At 64.9% G+C, this 16,575-nt stretch carries 14 protein-coding genes; 9 read left to right on the top strand and 5 right to left on the bottom strand.

The window, feature by feature from the left end; genetic code table 11:
• Window positions 1-54: 54 nt before the first annotated feature.
• The 9 genes from AU381_RS23305 to AU381_RS23265 all read left to right on the top strand — a co-directional run bounded on the left by AU381_RS23305 (window position 55) and on the right by AU381_RS23265 (window position 10,319).
• On the top strand, window positions 55-1,587 hold the full coding sequence (locus AU381_RS23305) for an acyl-CoA carboxylase subunit beta (RefSeq protein ID WP_064244072.1): 1,533 nt from the start codon (window positions 55-57) through the stop codon (window positions 1,585-1,587).
• Window positions 1,588-1,623: 36 nt separating this feature from the next.
• Window positions 1,624-1,881 carry a hypothetical protein gene (locus tag AU381_RS23300; RefSeq protein ID WP_244520112.1) on the top strand — a complete coding sequence of 86 codons (258 nt, stop codon included), beginning with the start codon at window positions 1,624-1,626 and terminating at the stop codon, window positions 1,879-1,881.
• Window positions 1,882-1,910: 29 nt separating this feature from the next.
• Window positions 1,911-3,914: an acetyl-CoA carboxylase biotin carboxylase subunit gene (locus AU381_RS23295; protein WP_064244070.1), complete on the top strand. Its 2,004-nt coding sequence runs from the start codon at window positions 1,911-1,913 to the stop codon at window positions 3,912-3,914.
• A gap of 238 nt (window positions 3,915-4,152) precedes the next feature.
• On the top strand, window positions 4,153-6,294 hold the full coding sequence (scpA, locus tag AU381_RS23290; RefSeq protein WP_064244069.1) for a methylmalonyl-CoA mutase: 2,142 nt from the start codon (window positions 4,153-4,155) through the stop codon (window positions 6,292-6,294).
• 171 nt (window positions 6,295-6,465) lie between these two features.
• A complete protein-coding gene (locus AU381_RS23285; protein ID WP_064244068.1) occupies window positions 6,466-7,257 on the top strand; it encodes a citryl-CoA lyase in 792 nt (263 codons plus the stop codon).
• Between the two features lie 2 nt (window positions 7,258-7,259).
• A complete protein-coding gene (locus AU381_RS23280) occupies window positions 7,260-8,570 on the top strand; it encodes a phenylacetate--CoA ligase family protein (RefSeq protein ID WP_064244067.1) in 1,311 nt (436 codons plus the stop codon).
• A gap of 104 nt (window positions 8,571-8,674) precedes the next feature.
• Window positions 8,675-9,265, top strand: coding sequence for a VOC family protein (locus tag AU381_RS23275; RefSeq protein WP_064244066.1), 591 nt, complete (start codon window positions 8,675-8,677; stop codon window positions 9,263-9,265).
• 48 nt (window positions 9,266-9,313) lie between these two features.
• Window positions 9,314-10,006, top strand: a complete 693-nt coding sequence (locus AU381_RS23270) for a glutathione S-transferase family protein (protein ID WP_064244065.1) — start codon at window positions 9,314-9,316, stop codon at window positions 10,004-10,006.
• A 13-nt stretch (window positions 10,007-10,019) separates the two neighbouring features.
• Window positions 10,020-10,319, top strand: a complete 300-nt coding sequence (locus tag AU381_RS23265; RefSeq protein ID WP_064244064.1) for a DUF1905 domain-containing protein — start codon at window positions 10,020-10,022, stop codon at window positions 10,317-10,319.
• Window positions 10,320-10,663: 344 nt separating this feature from the next.
• On the opposite strand, the gene AU381_RS23260 is transcribed toward AU381_RS23265, so the two are convergent.
• The 5 genes from AU381_RS23260 to AU381_RS23240 all read right to left on the bottom strand — a co-directional run bounded on the left by AU381_RS23260 (window position 10,664) and on the right by AU381_RS23240 (window position 16,525).
• Window positions 10,664-12,370 (bottom strand): dihydroxyacetone kinase family protein, encoded by a 1,707-nt coding sequence (locus tag AU381_RS23260; RefSeq protein ID WP_064244063.1) that lies wholly within the window; start codon window positions 12,368-12,370, stop codon window positions 10,664-10,666.
• Window positions 12,371-12,374: 4 nt separating this feature from the next.
• Complete coding sequence (locus tag AU381_RS23255) at window positions 12,375-13,316, bottom strand: sugar phosphate isomerase/epimerase family protein (RefSeq protein WP_064244062.1); 942 nt, start codon at window positions 13,314-13,316, stop codon at window positions 12,375-12,377.
• Window positions 13,317-13,370: 54 nt separating this feature from the next.
• Entirely contained in the window at window positions 13,371-14,906 is a 1,536-nt protein-coding gene (locus AU381_RS23250; protein ID WP_064244061.1) for a tripartite tricarboxylate transporter permease, read from the bottom strand.
• A gap of 34 nt (window positions 14,907-14,940) precedes the next feature.
• Entirely contained in the window at window positions 14,941-15,441 is a 501-nt protein-coding gene (locus AU381_RS23245) for a tripartite tricarboxylate transporter TctB family protein (RefSeq protein WP_064244060.1), read from the bottom strand.
• A 97-nt stretch (window positions 15,442-15,538) separates the two neighbouring features.
• Entirely contained in the window at window positions 15,539-16,525 is a 987-nt protein-coding gene (locus tag AU381_RS23240; RefSeq protein WP_064244059.1) for a Bug family tripartite tricarboxylate transporter substrate binding protein, read from the bottom strand.
• Between the last annotated feature and the right edge of the window lie 50 nt (window positions 16,526-16,575).

Here is a 16,575-nt window from a genome sequence, read left to right as displayed (position 1 = left end):
TATTGCGAAGGTGAAGAAGCCTCTGCACAATCAGCAAAAAATGGGAGGAGACCGATGCGCGCCATACTTGAACAGGTCGAGGCCCGCCGGGCTGAGGCCAGGGCCGGCGGCGGCGAGCGCCGCGTCGCTGCGCAGCACGGAAAGGGCAAGCTGACGGCACGCGAGCGCATCGACGTGCTGCTCGACGAGGGCTCATTCGAAGAATACGACATGTATGTGACGCATCGTTGCGTCGACTTCGGCATGGCCGGTGAGAAGATCGCCGGCGACGGCGTCGTCACCGGCTGGGGCACGATCAACGGCCGGCAGGTCTACGTCTTTTCCCAGGATTTCACCGTACTCGGCGGCTCGCTCTCCGAGACGCATGCCCAGAAGATCTGCAAGATCATGGACATGGCGGCCCGCAACGGCGCGCCGGTGATCGGCCTCAACGACAGCGGCGGCGCCCGCATCCAGGAGGGGGTCGCCTCGCTCGCCGGCTATGCCGAGGTCTTCCGCCGCAACGCCGAGGTCTCCGGCGTCATCCCGCAGATCTCGGTGATCATGGGGCCTTGCGCCGGCGGTGCCGTCTATTCGCCGGCGATGACCGACTTCATCTTCATGGTGCGCGACTCATCCTACATGTTCGTGACCGGGCCGGACGTCGTGAAGACGGTGACGAACGAGATCGTCACGGCGGAAGAGCTTGGGGGCGCGCGGACCCATACGAGCAAATCCTCGGTCGCCGACGGCGCCTACGAGAACGACATCGAGGCGCTCGAACAGGTGCGCCTGCTCTTCGATTTCCTGCCGCTGAACAATCGCGAGAAGCCGCCGGTCCGGCCCTTCCATGACGATCCGGCACGCATCGAGATGCGCCTCGACAGCCTCATTCCCGAGAGCGCCACCAAACCCTACGACATGAAGGAGTTGATCCTCGCGGTGGCCGACGAGGGCGACTTCTTCGAGCTGCAGGCGGATTTCGCCCGCAACATCATCACCGGCTTCATCCGCCTCGAGGGCCAGACGGTCGGCGTCGTCGCCAACCAGCCGATGGTGCTCGCCGGCTGCCTCGACATCGACAGTTCGCGCAAGGCCGCCCGCTTCGTACGCTTCTGCGACGCCTTCTCGATCCCGATCTTGACGCTCGTCGACGTGCCCGGCTTCCTGCCCGGCACCGCCCAGGAATATGGCGGCGTCATCAAGCACGGCGCCAAGCTGCTCTTCGCCTACAGCCAGGCAACCGTGCCAATGGTGACGCTGATCACCCGCAAGGCCTATGGCGGCGCCTATGACGTCATGGCCTCGAAGCACATCGGCGCCGACGTCAACTATGCCTGGCCGACCGCCGAGATCGCCGTGATGGGCGCCAAGGGCGCGACCGAGATCCTCTATCGCTCCGAACTCGGCGACCCGGAGAAGATCGCCGCCCGCACCCAGGAGTACGAGGAACGCTTCGCCAATCCTTTCGTTGCCGCCGAGCGCGGCTTCATCGACGAGGTGATCATGCCGCACTCCTCGCGCCGCCGCGTCGCCCGCGCCTTCGCCTCGCTCCGTAACAAGCAGGTGGAGACCCGCTGGCGAAAGCACGACACGATCCCGCTTTGATGGAGAGCCATGAGGCCGGAACCGAGACCCGGGTTGATGCCTGAAGCCGCTGGCCGCGATCACCGGCGGATGCTGCGGCATGTGGCGACGAGTGCCCTCGCGGGCACGATCGCCGGGGCGATTGCCGCCGGCGTGCTGATGATGCTCGACATCGCCTCCATCGGCACGCTGGTCGCACGCTCGACCGACCCGTTGCTTGCCGCGGCTACGGTGCTTGCCCCTTTCGTCCTTATCGGCGCGGCCGCGGGCGCCGCAATCGGCTTGCTGCCCATTTTGCGAAAATTCAGGCGATGACGCGACAGAGAGAATTGAAAGAGAAACGCATGTTCAAGAAGATCCTCATCGCCAATCGGGGCGAAATCGCCTGCCGCGTCATCCGCACCGCCAAAAAGCTCGGCATTGCCACCGTCGCCGTCTATTCCGACGCTGACCGCGACGCCATGCATGTGCGCCTGGCGGATGAGGCCGTCCCTATCGGCCCCTCGCCCTCGAGCCAGTCCTATATCGTCATCGACAAGATCCTCGATGCGATCCGCAGGACCGGGGCCGATGCGGTCCATCCCGGCTACGGCTTTCTCTCCGAAAATGCCGCCTTCGCCGAGGCGCTGGAGAAGGAGGGCGTCACCTTCATCGGCCCGCCCTTCAAGGCGATCGAGGCGATGGGCGACAAGATCACCTCCAAGAAGCTTGCGGCCAAGGCCGGCGTTTCCACCGTGCCCGGCCATATGGGGCTGATCGAGGATGCGGACGAGGCGGTGCGGATTGCCTCGTCAATCGGCTTTCCGGTTATGATCAAGGCCTCGGCCGGCGGCGGCGGCAAGGGCATGCGGATCGCCTGGAACGAGCGCGAGGCGCGCGAGGGCTTCCAGTCGTCGAAGAACGAGGCGAAGAGCTCGTTTGGCGACGACCGCATCTTCATCGAGAAATTCGTGACCGAACCGCGCCATATCGAGATTCAGGTGCTCGGCGACCAGCACGGCAACACGCTCTATCTCGGCGAGCGCGAATGCTCGATCCAGCGCCGCAACCAGAAGGTCATCGAGGAGGCGCCCTCGCCCTTCCTCGACGAGATGACGCGCCGCGCCATGGGCGAGCAGGCGGTCGCACTCGCCAAGGCCGTCGGCTACCATTCGGCCGGCACGGTCGAGTTCATCGTCGATGCCGACCGCAACTTCTATTTCCTCGAGATGAACACGCGCCTGCAGGTCGAACATCCGGTGACCGAGATGATCACCGGGCTCGACCTCGTCGAGCAGATGATCCGCATCGCGGCCGGCGAGAAACTTGCCTTCCGCCAGCAGGACGTGAAGCTCGAAGGCTGGGCGATCGAGAGCCGGCTCTATGCGGAAGATCCCTATCGCAACTTCCTGCCTTCGATCGGCCGGCTGACGCGCTACCGGCCTTCGCAAGAAGGCCGGCAGGACGATGGCACGGTCATCCGCAACGATACCGGCGTCTTCGAGGGCGGCGAGATCTCGATGTACTACGACCCGATGATCGCCAAGCTCTGCGCCTGGGGCCCGGATCGCGCGAAGGCGGTCGAGGCGATGGCGGAGGCGCTCGATGCTTTCGAGGTCGAGGGTATCGGCCACAATCTGCCGTTCCTCTCAGCCGTCATGCAGCAGGGCCGGTTTCGCGAGGGACGGCTGACGACTGCCTATATCGCCGAGGAATTCGCCGACGGGTTCCAGGGCGTCGCCCCGGACGAGGCATCGGCGATGAAACTCGCGGCCGTCGCCGTCACCATCAACCAGGCGCTGCAGGAGCGCGCCAGCCAGGTTTCCGGAACGATCGGCAACCATCGCCGGGTCATCGGTCATGAGTGGGTGGCGAGCCTTGCCGAGCGCGAATTCCAGGTGGCTTCGGGCGCCTCGGCCGATGGCGCCTATGTGCGCTTCGGCGAAGAGAAAGCCATTTCGGTCGCCAGCGATTGGGTACCTGGCCGTACGCTTGCCACCTTCAACATCGACAATCACCCGATGGCCGTGAAGGTCGACCTCGTCGGCACCGCGATCCGGCTGCGCTGGCGCGGCATCGATGTCCTTGCCCGGGTGAGAAGCCCGCGGGTCGCCGAGCTTGCCCGGCTGATGCCGAAGAAGCTGCCGCCCGACACGTCGAAGATGCTGCTCTGCCCGATGCCCGGCGTCGTGACCTCGATTGCCGTCAAGGCTGGCGACACGGTCGAGGCGGGCCAGTCGCTCGCCATCGTGGAGGCGATGAAGATGGAAAACATCCTGCGGGCGGAACGGCGCGCGACCGTGAAGCGGGTGGCGATCGCCGCCGGCGCGAGCCTCGCGGTTGACGAGCTGATCATGGAGTTTGAGTGATGTTGCTGAGAACGACGGCCATGTTGAGCCAGCGGCGCAATCCCCTCCCCAACCCCTCCCCACAAGGGGGAGGGGCTCTGCGGCGGCACCGCCTTGCTCCGTTCTACCGTTCCAGGCGTAATTGCAGCAAAGACAGTGTGCGGAGGGCGCGGCGCGGTAGCCCCTCCCCCTTGTGGGGAGGGGTTGGGGAGGGGTTTCGCCCGCACCAGACGCAACTGGGCTTCGATGGAGCAATGCGATGACCGAGACAAAGACCATCAAAGACTGGGAAGCCCTCGCCGAGAAGGAGCTGAAGGCCTCCCCGGAAAGCCTCACCTGGCACACGCCGGAAGGCATCGAGGTCAAGCCGCTCTACAAGCAAGGCGACCTTGAAGGCATCGGCCATCTCGACTCGCTCCCCGGCGTCGAGCCCTTCGTCCGCGGCCCGCGTGCCACCATGTATGCAGGCCGCCCTTGGACGATACGGCAGTATGCCGGCTTCTCGACCGCGGAAGCATCGAACGCCTTCTACCGCAGGAACCTTGCCGCCGGCCAGCAGGGCGTCTCGGTCGCCTTCGACCTCGCCACCCACCGCGGCTATGACAGCGACCATCCGCGCGTCGAGGGCGATGTCGGCAAGGCGGGGGTGGCGATCGACTCCGTCGAGGACATGAAGATCCTGTTCGACGGCATCCCGCTCGAGAAAATCTCCGTGTCGATGACGATGAACGGCGCGGTGATCCCGATCCTCGCCTCCTTCATCGTCGCCGGCGAGGAACAGGGCGTCTCCCGCGAAAAACTCTCCGGGACTATCCAGAACGACATCCTCAAGGAGTTCATGGTCCGCAACACCTATATCTACCCGCCGGAACCGTCGATGCGGATCGTCGCCGACATCATCGAATACACGGCGAAGGAGATGCCGAAGTTCAACTCGATCTCGATCTCCGGCTACCACATGCAGGAGGCCGGCGCGACGCTGGTCCAGGAGCTTGCCTTCACGCTCGCCGACGGCCGCGAATATGTGCGCGCCGCGCTTGCCAAGGGGCTGAATGTCGACGACTTCGCCGGACGGCTCTCCTTCTTCTTCGCGATCGGCATGAACTTCTTCATGGAGGCGGCGAAGCTGCGCGCCGCGCGGCTCTTGTGGACGCGGATCATGAAGGAGTTCGAGCCGAAGAAGACATCCTCGCTGATGCTCAGGACCCACTGCCAGACGTCCGGCGTGTCGCTCGCCGAGCAGGACCCCTACAACAACATCATCCGCACCGCCTTCGAGGCGATGTCGGCCGTACTCGGCGGCACCCAATCGCTGCACACCAATTCCTTCGACGAGGCGATCGCGCTGCCGACCGAGTTTTCCGCCCGCATCGCCCGCAACACGCAGCTGATCCTGCAGCACGAGACCGGTGTCACCAAGGTCGTCGATCCGCTGGCCGGCTCCTATTATGTCGAAAGCCTGACGAACGAACTTGCCGAGAGGGCCTGGGCGCTGATCGAGGAGGTCGAGGCACTCGGCGGCATGACCAAGGCGGTGAATGCCGGCCTGCCGAAGCGGCTGATCGAGGAGGCGGCGACGCGGCGCCAGGCGGCGGTCGACCGGGGCGACGAGGTCATTGTCGGGGTCAACAAATACCGGCTCGAGAACGAGGAACCGCTCGACATCCTGCAGATCGACAACGCCGCGGTGCGCACGGCGCAGATCAAGCGGATCGAGGAAACGAAGCGCCGCCGGGATTCACGGAAGCTGAAGGAATCGCTGGACGCGCTTGCCGAAGTGGCGCGAAGCAGTAAGGGAAATCTGCTCGCCGCCGCGGTCGAGGCTGCGCGGACGCGCGCCACTGTCGGCGAGATCTCCGACGCGATGCGGCAGGCCTTCGGCGATTACACCGCTGTCCCGGAAGTCGTTACCGACATTTACGGCAAGGCCTATGAGGGCGACCCGGAATTGGGCGTGCTCGCCGGGCGCCTCGACGAAGCTACCAAGCGGCTCGGCCACAAGCCGAAGATCATGGTTGCCAAGCTCGGCCAGGACGGCCACGACCGCGGCGCCAAGGTGATCGCCTCGGCCTTCGGCGACATCGGCTTCGACGTCGTCGCCGGGCCCTTGTTCCAGACGCCGGACGAGGCAGCCGAGCTGGCGCTTGCCGAAGAGGTGACCGTCATCGGCGTCTCCTCACTCGCCGCCGGCCACAAGACCTTGATGCCGCAACTCGCCGAAGCGCTGAAAAGGCGCGGCGGCGAAGACATCATCGTCGTCTGCGGCGGCGTCATACCGCGGCAGGACTACCAATATTTGATGGAGAACGGCGTCTCCGCCATCTTCGGGCCCGGCACGCATGTGCTCGACGCGGCGCGCGCCGTGCTCGACCTGATCGAAGGCAAGCGGCGCAACGTCTGAAGACTAATCGCAAAGAGACATTTCGACGACGGCTCGCGAGACGAGCCGTCGTTCTGACGCGCCGGTCCTGTAACCGTGCGCCGCTTTACCTCGGCTCTTTTTGAACTACTATCATCGCTGTGGCGCGCCCACGGACAACCGCGTCCGCAAACCACCGCCAGAGGGAACCGCATGCATATCGGCAAACCTCATGAGGCGATCACCCGCATTTGCCAGGCAAGTGCGGAGAGCGTCGAGGTGCGCGGCCGCGATCTCTGCCGCGACCTCATGGGCCGGCTGAGCTTTACGGAATATTTCTACCTGCTGCTGACCGGCCGGGAGCCTACGGACAACCAGCGCTATTTTCTCGACCTGCTGCTCATCGCCATCGCCGAGCACGGCATGATGCCGACGGTCCAGGCAGCCCGAATGACGCTTGCGGCCGAGCCTGACTCGCTGCAGGGCGCTCTCGCTGCGGGACTTCTCGGCTGCGGTCCCGTGCTGGTCGGAACGTCGGAACGGTGCGGCAAGCTCCTGGCCGAGGCGCAGGCCCACGTCGCGGCCGGCGAGGACGCGAAGGCGGTCGCCGTCGACATGCTGCGGGACATCCGCAAGGCAGGCGGCAAGCTGCCGGGCTTCGGACATCCGGTGCATCGCCCGACCGATCCCCGCGCCGAACGCATTCTCGAGCTCGCGGACGCGCGCGGCGTCGGCGGACCGCATGTGCGCATGGCGCGAGACCTCCGCGACGCGGCTGCCGAAGTTTGGGGAAAGCCCCTTGTCATGAACGTTTCGATGCCGATCGCTGCGGTGCTGCTCGATCTCGACTTTCCCGTTGCGATGATCAAGGCGGTGCCTTTGCTGGCCCGTGCCGGCGGCCTGCTCGCCCATCTGGCGGAGGAGCAGCAGAACCCAATCGGCTTCACCTTGGCGGCGCATGCCGAGGCGGCTGTCACCTACCAGAACGACGAGGGCGGCGGCTGATCATGTTCGAGCCCGATGTCGAGACGCTTCCCTGGCGCGACCAGATCCGGTTGGATGATACGCTCTACCGGAAACAGATCGAATACCTGTTGGCGCATTCGCGCTTCTATCGAGACAAGCTCCTGGATGCAGGCTTCGACACCGCGGAAAAGGTCGGCGGCCTCGATGCGATCGCCGATCTTCCCCTGACGGAGAAGAACGAGATCCGGGCGAGCTGCACCGAGGCGGAGCCGATGGGCACGCATGTCGCCGCACCGAGGGACCGGATTGTCCGCATCTACTCCACGAGCGGAACGACCGGAACGCCGAGCTACATTCCGCTGACGACACAGGATCTCGACAATTGGGTGACGACATCGGCGCGGAGCTATTCGGCCTCGGGGATAGCGCGCGGCGAGGCGATCGTTTCGACCTACAATGCCGGGCCTTTCGTCGCCGGCGCAGCACTCGGCGCCTTCGACCGGCTGGGCATGTGCCATATTCCGGTCGGCACGGGAAACACTGAACGCCTGATGGCCGCCATCCGGCTGTTAATGCCGTCGGCGGTGGTGATGACGCCGTCCTACGCCGCCTATCTCGGCGAATGGGCCACCGACCGCGGTTTCGACCTCAAAGCCTCCAGTGTCCGCCGGCTGCTTGTGGCCGGCGAACCGGGTGGCGGCGAAGCGAAAATGCGGGCGCGCCTCGAGGAGGCGTGGGGCGCCAAGGTCACGGAGGCCATGGGCATCGGCGATATCGGTGTGTCGCTGTGGGGCGAGTGCGAGGAACAATGCGGCATGCATCTCGGCGCCCGCGGCTTCGTCCATGCCGAGCTGATCGATCCCGATACCGAAGCGCCGATCGCCCTCGAGGATGGAGCGCGAGGCGAGCTGGTGCTCACCCATCTTCGCCATCAGGCGGCGCCGATGCTGCGGTTCCGCACGCGGGACCATGTGGAGATCTGGACATCGGCCTGCCGGTGCGGCCGGACAGCGCCGCGGGTGCGTTGCATCGGCCGGACGGACGACCTGTTGATCGTCCGTGGCGTGAACGTCTTCCCCTCGGCTATCCGCGACGTGGTGAACGACTTTGCGCCGGCCGTCAGCGGCGTCATCCTGATAACGCCCAAGGCGGCGGGCGCGAGGCAGGAGCCTCCCTTGCCGGTATTGGTGGAACTAGCCAGAGACAAGGAAGGCACAGCGGAACTCGCCGAAAAGATCCAGAAACGCATCCGCGACCTGCTTGTCGTTTCCACCCGGGTCGAAATCGTGCCCTGGGGAACGCTACAACGCAGCGAATACAAGTCGAAACTGGTGCAGCATCAAGCGGGATGAGGAAAAGTGCGAAGCGGTTTTCCGCTCGCATCCCGCGATTGAGAAGAAACGGGATGAGTGCGGAGCGGTATTCCGCCGACAGAAAAAGAATCGGGAGGACGGCAATGCGGAAGCTTCAATCGCAGGGGGTCCATCACATCACGCTGGTCGGCGCCGACCGGCAGACTTCGATCGACTTCTGGGAAGGCATTCTCGGCATGCCCTTCATCTTCGAACAGCCGAACCTCGACAGGGCGTCGGAAAGCCATCTCTATTTCGATCCCGGCGACGGGCGGCTCATCACCGTCTTCACCGACGAGAACCGCAAGCCCGACCCGAAGCGGACGTCGACGGATATCGGCTGCGTCCATCACATCGCCTTCGCCGTTTCGCGCGCGACGTTCCAGCAGGCGGTCGAGCGCCTCGACGAGCGCAACATCCGGCACAGCGGCGTCAAGGACCGCGGCTTCATGGACTCGATCTATTTCGAGGACCCGCTCGGGCTCCTGATCGAGCTTGCCTCCTATCGCTTCGAGCCGCCGGCCGGCCACAGCCATGCCGAGGTGCTGATGGAGGCGCACAATATCAGGCTGGCACGCGGCGACTACGCCATCGCCGAAGTGCATCTCGCCGACGCCATCGAAGCGCTGGTCGAGAGCGCGCGGCCGACGCTGTCAGCTGACCGGGCACCAAAGGACCCATACGGATCGTCATGATCGCGGCAATGCTCGACGAAGTTTAGGGAAACAGAGGGAGGAAGGCAGATGGTCTCGATGAAGCTCAACGTGATCAAGCCCAGCGTCAACAACATGACGGTGCGCGTATTCTTAAGGGCGGCAAAGCTCGATTTCGCCGAACATGACGTCTACGGACAGACCCGGTCCGCCGAATATCTGGCGCGGGCACCGTCGCACCTGACGCCAATGATCGAAACGGCGGAACTGCCCAAGGGCGCGCTCTGGGAAAGCTGCGCGATCATGCAATATCTCTGCAACAAGCACGGACTCGATCAGTTCTATCCGAAAGACCCCGAAGCGCGCGCGATGATCGACAGCGCCATGTTCTACCTGATCGGCACCTTCTATCCCTATCTTGCTCGTGCCACCTACCCGGCTCTCAATTTCCCGCAATATCCGGGCGAAGTCGGCTTCAGCGACGCGGATGCCGAAACCAAGGAACGGGCGCGTGGGGCCGCCGCGGAGGCGCTCGCCGAACCGCTCGAGGTCTTCCGCGTCTTCTATATGGGCGACAGGCCGTTCATCGGAGGTGACGGACCGTCGATCGCCGACATTAGGCTGGCCGCAACACTCGAATTCCTGGCGGCGATCGATTATCCCCTGCCGGACTGGGCGAAGACCTATATGGCGACGATGGAAGAGACGCTCGGCGACGCCTACACCGAACCCGCCGCCGATGTGCGCGGCTATATCGATTATGTGAAGTCGCAGCGGCAATAGTCGAGAACGAAAAGTGGCAGCGTTCGAATTCGATGCGGAGCTTTGGCTCTATCCGGGAAAAGGCGGCTGGCATTTCGTCACCCTGCCGCGAGACATCGCCCGACAAATCCGCTTCCTGGCCGAGCCGAAAGCCCGCGGCTGGCGCAGCGAGGCCGTGACCGTCAAGTCGGGCGGGACCGAATGGACCACGTCGATCTTCCCGGACAGGGCATCGGATTCGTTTCTCCTGCCGGTCAAGGCAAATGTACGGCGGGCGGAAAGGCTTACGGCCGGGCAGACGGTGCGGGTCAAGCTGACGTTGGATCGTGATTGAAGTTAGCCTCTAACCGCAGCTTCATCTGGTCGGCGGCAAAGCGCGTGGGTTAAGAATTCCATCGGGCAGCCTTCTGGACGATTTCCGGGACAGCTGATGGGGGAGGAGTTCCTGGTCCGGTACGGGGGACCACAGCGCCGAAACTTGCCCGCCGCACAAGGCCCCTCCCCAACCCCTCCCCACAGGTGGGAGGGGCTTCCCCGCGGCACTCGTCCGCTTCAACCGCCCGCCATTCCCAACCGTCGCATCGGGGGCAAGGTTGAGATGGAGGCGGAGACGGTGCGGCAATGTGAGCCCCTCCCCCCTGTGGGGAGGGGTTGGGGAGGGGTCTTCTCAAGCGTCCTTCACACCTTCAGAAAATCCCCCGCCACCCTTGCCACCAGCGCCAGCGAGACCGCCCCCGCGTCCGGATGGCCGATGCTCTTCTCCGCAAGCGGCCGCGCCCGGCCGAGTTTCGGGGTCAGACTGGCAGTCGCTTCCGCGGCATCTCGCGCGGATGTGGCTGCCACGCGCCAGGCTGCGACGACGGACTTGCCCGAAGCCGCCTCGCTCTCGAGCGTCTCGACGAACGGCACTAGCGCATCGACGAGCGTCTTGTCGCCGACGCGGGCGCGGCCGAGCCGGGTCACTCCATCGAGCGCAAGGCGCGCGCCCTTGACGATCGCCGCCTCGCTCACCCTCTCCTCGTCGCTGAAGGCGTTGCTCCAGGAGCGCAGCGCCAGACCCCAGATCGCTCCCGACGTGCCGCCGGCACGATCCGCCCAGGCATCACCCGCGGCGGCAAGTACGCTCGCCGCCCCCGCGCCTGCCGCAACGGCCGTCCTCGCCGCCTCGAGCGCGGCAGCCGAGCCGCGGCGCATGCCCTGGCCGTGGTCGCCGTCACCGGCGATGGCGTCAATGCGGCCGAGCTCCGCTTCCGCCTCCTTCAGCACGTCGGCGATATTGCCGATCAGCCGCGCGATGCATTTGCCGCTCTGCTGCGAGGTTTCCGAGGCGGCAGGGAAGCTTTGCGGCCCTTCGGCATCGACGATCTCATCCGTCGCGGGCTCTGCGGCGATGATCGCGCCCTTGCGCAAGACCGGCGCATCTGCGGGCGCGCGCCACAACGCTTCCAGCTCGTCGTCGAGCCAGAGGATGGTCAGCGAGCAGCCCTGCATGTCGAGGCTGGTGACGAACTCGCCGCACTCGGGATCGACGATTTCGAGGCCTGCGTCCGCCAGTTCCCTGGCGACCGCCGTCCAGAGAACGAACAGCTCTTCGTACTTGGTCGAACCGAGGCCGTTCAGGACCGCCGCAACCTTCCTGACACCAGAAGGCCGCTCGGCGATGAGCTTGCCGGTCAACAGCCTTGCGAGGTCGCTTGCGGTCGAGATTTTCTCTTCGCTGATGCCGGGCTCGCCGTGAATGCCGAGACCAAGCGCCATCTGCCCCCTGTCGACGGTGAACAACGGCCCGGCGGCACCCGGCAGGGTGCAGCCGCCGAAAGCGACGCCGAACGATACCGTCCGGTCATTGGCAAGGCGCGCGAGCCGTTCGACCTCGTCGAGTGATTTGCCCGCCTCGGCGGCGGCACCGGCGATCTTGAAGACGACGAGATCGCCGGCGATGCCGCGGCGCTTGGCCGGCGTTTCGACCGAAGCGCTGGCCACGTCGTCGGTGACCGGCACGACGCGCACGTCGATGCCTTCGGCGCGCAGCCGCTCGGCCGCGACCCCGAAGTTCAATACGTCGCCCGCATAGTTACCGAAGCCGAGCAGCACGCCGCTGCCCTGGTCCGCATGGCGGCAGACGCGTGCGACGGCGGCGGTCGATGGCGAGGCGAAGACGTCGCCGGCAACAGCCGCATCGGCAAGACCCGGACCGACATAGCCGGCAAAAGCCGGATAGTGGCCGGAGCCGCCGCCGATGACCACGGCCACCTTGCCCTGCGGCACCTTGGTGGAGCGCACCACGCCGCCCTTCACCAGGCGGACATTGCGGGCATAGATCGCTGCGAAACCGGCAAGCGCGGTGGTGGCAAAATCTTCCGGAGCGTCAAAGATCGTCGTCATCGCTTCAAAGTCCCTCTTCGCGAGGCAGGATGCGCCTCAGATAATCGCGATTGGCGGCGCTGACCGAAAGGCCGTCGCCGCCGTAATGCTCGCAGAGGAAGGGGCTCTGAAATCCGTGCGCCAGGGCCATGCGGATCGCCGCACGATAGTTGATGACGCCGAATTCGAGCGGGGCCGGATGGGTGACGATGAGCCCCGAGGCCGCATCCTCCGTGCGGTTGTAGTTCTTGACGTGCCAATATTTAGCAAAGGGCGCAACCTTTGCCATCATCTCCTGCCAGTGTTCGACCGGGCGATGCAGGCGGATGAGATTGCCGATATCGGCGTTGATGCCGACATTTTCGAGCCCTACCTCCTCGACGAAGCGCACCGAGCTGTCGGCCGTGCCGAGATAGGTGTCCTCGTACATTTCCAGCGACACCTCGACGCCGAGCTCTTCCGCATGACGGCCAAGCTCGCGAACCCTTGAGATCGCTGTATTCCAGGTCGCCGCGTCGTCCGGGTTCTTCAGCCCGTCGACCGTCCAGAACCACAGCACCTTCTTCTGCGCCTCCGTCAGCGGACCGAAGAAGCCGAAGGACACCGAGCCGGCGCCGACAGCCGCGGCAGTCTCGATGACCCGGTGCCCATAGGCGAGATATTCCTCGCCATGCTCGGGATCGATCAGGCTGCGCCGCGCGGTGGAGATCGCCGGAATGGTGAGGCCGACGGATCGGGTCAACGCGACAAATTCCTCCAGCCGATCGCGGGAAAGGTCGGCAAGCCGGATCCAGCTGTCGGTCGGGTCGAGCTCGGTAAAGCCGGCGTCCACCACATCGCCAAGCGTTGCGGCCCACTCCTCCGCCGACTGGTCCTGCACGGATCGGCCGTCCGGCAACAGGTTCGGATACTGGATCATCGCGGCCGCGATCGGCCAGTTGTCACGGTTCCATTTGCGTGGCGCCATGGCGGACTCCTCGAGATTTGGGAAATTAAGTCGGGTGTTTCGGCGGCGGCCGGTTCAGACTGCCGCGTTTCCGTCGCCATGCGGAGCGACGTCGTCGCGGCGCTTGCGCAGGGTGCCGATCAGCCAAAAGGCAAGCGGCGAAAGAAGCAGCACCAGGCCGAGCGTCATCAGGCCGGCAACCAGCGCGTTCGACCAGAAGATGTCGAGGCTGCCGCCAGACATCAGCATCGACTGGCGGAAGGCGTCCTCCGCCTTGTCGCCGAGCACCATGGCAAGGACCAGCGGCGCCAGCGGATAGTCGAGCTTCTTGAAGACGTAGCCGAGCAGGCCGAAGCCGATCACCAGGAAAATGTCCGAGACGGAATTCACCACCTGGTAGGCGCCCGAAAAGATCACCGCGACGATGATCGGCCCGATGATCGAGAAGGGCACGCGCAGGATCGAGGCGTAGAGCGGCACGGTCGCGATCACCAGGAAGACGGCGACGACATTGCCGAGATACATCGAGGCGATCAGGCCCCAGACGAAATCCGGCCGGTCGGCGAAGAGCATCGGACCGGGGGTCAGCCCCCAGATCATCAGGCCGCCCATCATCACCGCGGCGGTCGCCGAACCCGGAACGCCGAGTGCCAGCATCGGCAGCAGGGCCGAGGTGCCGGCCGAATGGTCGGCGGTTTCCGGCGCCACGACGCCGCGCGGATCGCCCTTGCCGAATAGCGACTTGTCGCGCGCCGAGCGGCGGGCGACGCCATAGCTCATGAAGGAGGCGGCCGTCGGTCCGGCCGGCGTGATGCCCATCCAGATGCCGATGATCGTCGAGCGGGCGATCGTCAGCCAGTAACGCGGGATCTCGATCAGCGTGCGGCCGATCTCGGCGAGCTTGACGCGCGCCTTGATGCCCTCGAAGCGCAGGCCCTCCTCCGTCGTCAGCAGCAGTTCGCCGATGCCGAAGAGGCCCATGACGGCGATCAGGAAGCTCACGCCCTTGATGAGTTCGGGAATGTCGAAGGTCAGCCTGAGATTGCCGGAGATCGTGTCCATGCCGATCGAGGCCAGCGCGAAGCCGAGCATCATCGATACGAGCGTCTTGAAGGGGGATTGCGCCCCCATCGAGATGAAGCTCGCAAAAGCCAGGAAATAGACGGCGAAATATTCGGGCGAGGAGAATTTGAGCGCGAAATTCGCAACCCAGCCGGAAAGCAGTGTGATCATCACGACGCCGGCGAGCGCCCCGAGGCCGGCCGAGACGAAGGCAAGCGTCAGCGCCCGGCTCGCCTGGCCGGCCTTGGCCATCGGATAGCCGTCGAAGGTGGTGGCGACGGAGGACGGTTCGCCCGGAATGTTGAAGAGGATCGACGTCGTCGAGCCGCCGAAGAGCGCCCCCCAATACATGCAGGACAAGAGGATGATCGCCGAGATCGGATCCATCGAAAAGGTCAGCGGCAGGAGCAGCGACACGCCGTTCGGTGCTCCGAGGCCGGGCAGCACGCCGACGAGGATGCCGAGCGTCACGCCCACCATCATCAACATAATGTGGTTCCAGCTGAGGATGTGGCCGAAACCGTCGATCAGAAGACCGATATTTTCCATGTCATTCCTCCCGCAGGCAATGCATTCGGCCGGGTCAGTAGATCCCGAACCAGGCCTCGACCGGTCCTTTCAGCAGCGGAACCTGGAAGCCGATCTCGAAAATGAGGAAGAAGGCGGCCGAAACGCCGAGCCCGGCCGGCAACGCGATCCACCATTTGTAGCGCCCCTGGAAGACCATCGTCGCGGCGATATAGAGCGCCGTCCCGACATAGAGCCCGAGCCAGGCGGCGATAGCGCCGAAGGCGACGAGCGGCAGCAGGAAGGAGGCGACCACCTTGGCACGACCGGCGTCGATGAAGATCTCTCCCGTGCCGCGATGCTTGAGGAACGCCTGGGCGATGTTGACGAGGCTGCCGAAGACGATGAGAAGGCCGATATAAAAAGGGAAATAGCCCGCATCCGGCCCCATCTCGGTCCAGCCGGCACCGATATCGAGCGAGCCGTGGCAGACGGCGGCGCCGAAGGCGCCGGTCAGCGCCGCGACGCCAAGCTCGACCGCGAAGCGGGAAACCCCATTCGCACTGTTCTCACTCATGATCGTAACCTTTCGAAAGCGGTGGCGGGCGCCAAAGCGAGATAGGGAGCATGTCCGCTCCAGCACCCGCCCGGCATCCAAGCGCCCGCCTGGAGCCTTAGTTGGCGAGCCAGCCTTCGCGCTTCAGCACTTCGCTGACCGAGTCGCCGTCCACTTCGACGGCGGATTTGAGCTCGTCACCGCTCAGATAGACGGGCGACTGCGAGGTGTCGGCGAGATATTTCGCCCATTCCGGGGTTTCCGAAACCTTGCGCAGCACGTCCGCATAGAACTGGACGACATCCGGCTCGACGCCGCCCGGCAGCCAGACGGTGCGCGGCATGGAGTAGTTGTCGATCGGAATGCCAGCTTCCTTGCAGGTCGGGATGTCGCTCCAGCCCTGGTCGCCGGCGACCTTGGCCTCGCTCGAAAGCTTTACGCTCTTGAAGACGCAGAGCGGCTTCACCATGCCGGCCTGCCACTGGCCGACATTCTCGCTCGGATTGTTGACATTGGCGTCGATATGCTCGCCGGCAAGCTGAACGGCCGCCTCGCCGCCGCTCTTGAACGGGATGTAGCTGATCTTGGCGCCTGTCGCGTCGTTGATCATCGAGGTGAGGATCTGGTCGACGTCCTTCGACTGGCTGCCGCCGACCTTCAAGCCACCTTCCTTCGCCTTGGCGACGAAGTCCGCGGCGGTCGTATAGTCAGCCTTGCCGTTGACCCAAAGGATGAATTCGTCGGATGCGAGGGCAGCGACCGGCGTCAGGTCTTCGGCCTTGTAGGGCACCTTGGCGCGAACCGGCAGCAGGTAGGCATTGTTGGTGCCGAAGGCGAGCTTGTGGGCATCGCCCTCGTAGCCGGCCGTGTAGACGAAGCCTTCCGCGCCGCCGGCGCTGCCCTTGTTGGTGACGACGACCGGCGTCTTCATGAGTTCGTATTTGGCGATGATCGCCTGGATGGTGCGCGCGAAAATGTCCGTGCCGCCGCCGGGGCCTGCAGTCACGACGAATTCCACCGGACGGTTCGGTTCGAAGGCCGCGGCCGGTACGGCAACGCCGAAGGCGGCGGCCATGATGCATGCGATGGAGACGGATTTCTTCATGTTTTGTCCTCCCGTTGAGTTGATTCCGGCGCAAGACCTCCCCTGACGCC

This window comes from Sinorhizobium glycinis (assembly GCF_001651865.1).
GTDB classification, from domain to species: Bacteria; Pseudomonadota; Alphaproteobacteria; order Rhizobiales; family Rhizobiaceae; genus Sinorhizobium; species Sinorhizobium glycinis.
This window is presented reverse-complemented; position numbering and strand designations above follow the sequence as displayed.

Excerpts from the sequence above, each read along its gene's own strand:
- AU381_RS23305 (WP_064244072.1), top strand. The coding sequence starts at position 55 with ATGCGCGCCATACTTGAACAGGTCGAGGCCCGCCGGGCTGAGGCCAGG.
- AU381_RS23300 (WP_244520112.1), top strand. The coding sequence starts at position 1,624 with ATGCCTGAAGCCGCTGGCCGCGATCACCGGCGGATGCTGCGGCATGTG.
- AU381_RS23295 (WP_064244070.1), top strand. The coding sequence starts at position 1,911 with ATGTTCAAGAAGATCCTCATCGCCAATCGGGGCGAAATCGCCTGCCGC.
- scpA (WP_064244069.1), top strand. The coding sequence starts at position 4,153 with ATGACCGAGACAAAGACCATCAAAGACTGGGAAGCCCTCGCCGAGAAG.
- AU381_RS23285 (WP_064244068.1), top strand. The coding sequence starts at position 6,466 with ATGCATATCGGCAAACCTCATGAGGCGATCACCCGCATTTGCCAGGCA.
- AU381_RS23280 (WP_064244067.1), top strand. The coding sequence starts at position 7,260 with ATGTTCGAGCCCGATGTCGAGACGCTTCCCTGGCGCGACCAGATCCGG.
- AU381_RS23275 (WP_064244066.1), top strand. The coding sequence starts at position 8,675 with ATGCGGAAGCTTCAATCGCAGGGGGTCCATCACATCACGCTGGTCGGC.
- AU381_RS23270 (WP_064244065.1), top strand. The coding sequence starts at position 9,314 with ATGGTCTCGATGAAGCTCAACGTGATCAAGCCCAGCGTCAACAACATG.
- AU381_RS23260 (WP_064244063.1), bottom strand. The coding sequence starts at position 12,370 with ATGACGACGATCTTTGACGCTCCGGAAGATTTTGCCACCACCGCGCTT.
- AU381_RS23255 (WP_064244062.1), bottom strand. The coding sequence starts at position 13,316 with ATGGCGCCACGCAAATGGAACCGTGACAACTGGCCGATCGCGGCCGCG.
- AU381_RS23250 (WP_064244061.1), bottom strand. The coding sequence starts at position 14,906 with ATGGAAAATATCGGTCTTCTGATCGACGGTTTCGGCCACATCCTCAGC.
- AU381_RS23245 (WP_064244060.1), bottom strand. The coding sequence starts at position 15,441 with ATGAGTGAGAACAGTGCGAATGGGGTTTCCCGCTTCGCGGTCGAGCTT.
- AU381_RS23240 (WP_064244059.1), bottom strand. The coding sequence starts at position 16,525 with ATGAAGAAATCCGTCTCCATCGCATGCATCATGGCCGCCGCCTTCGGC.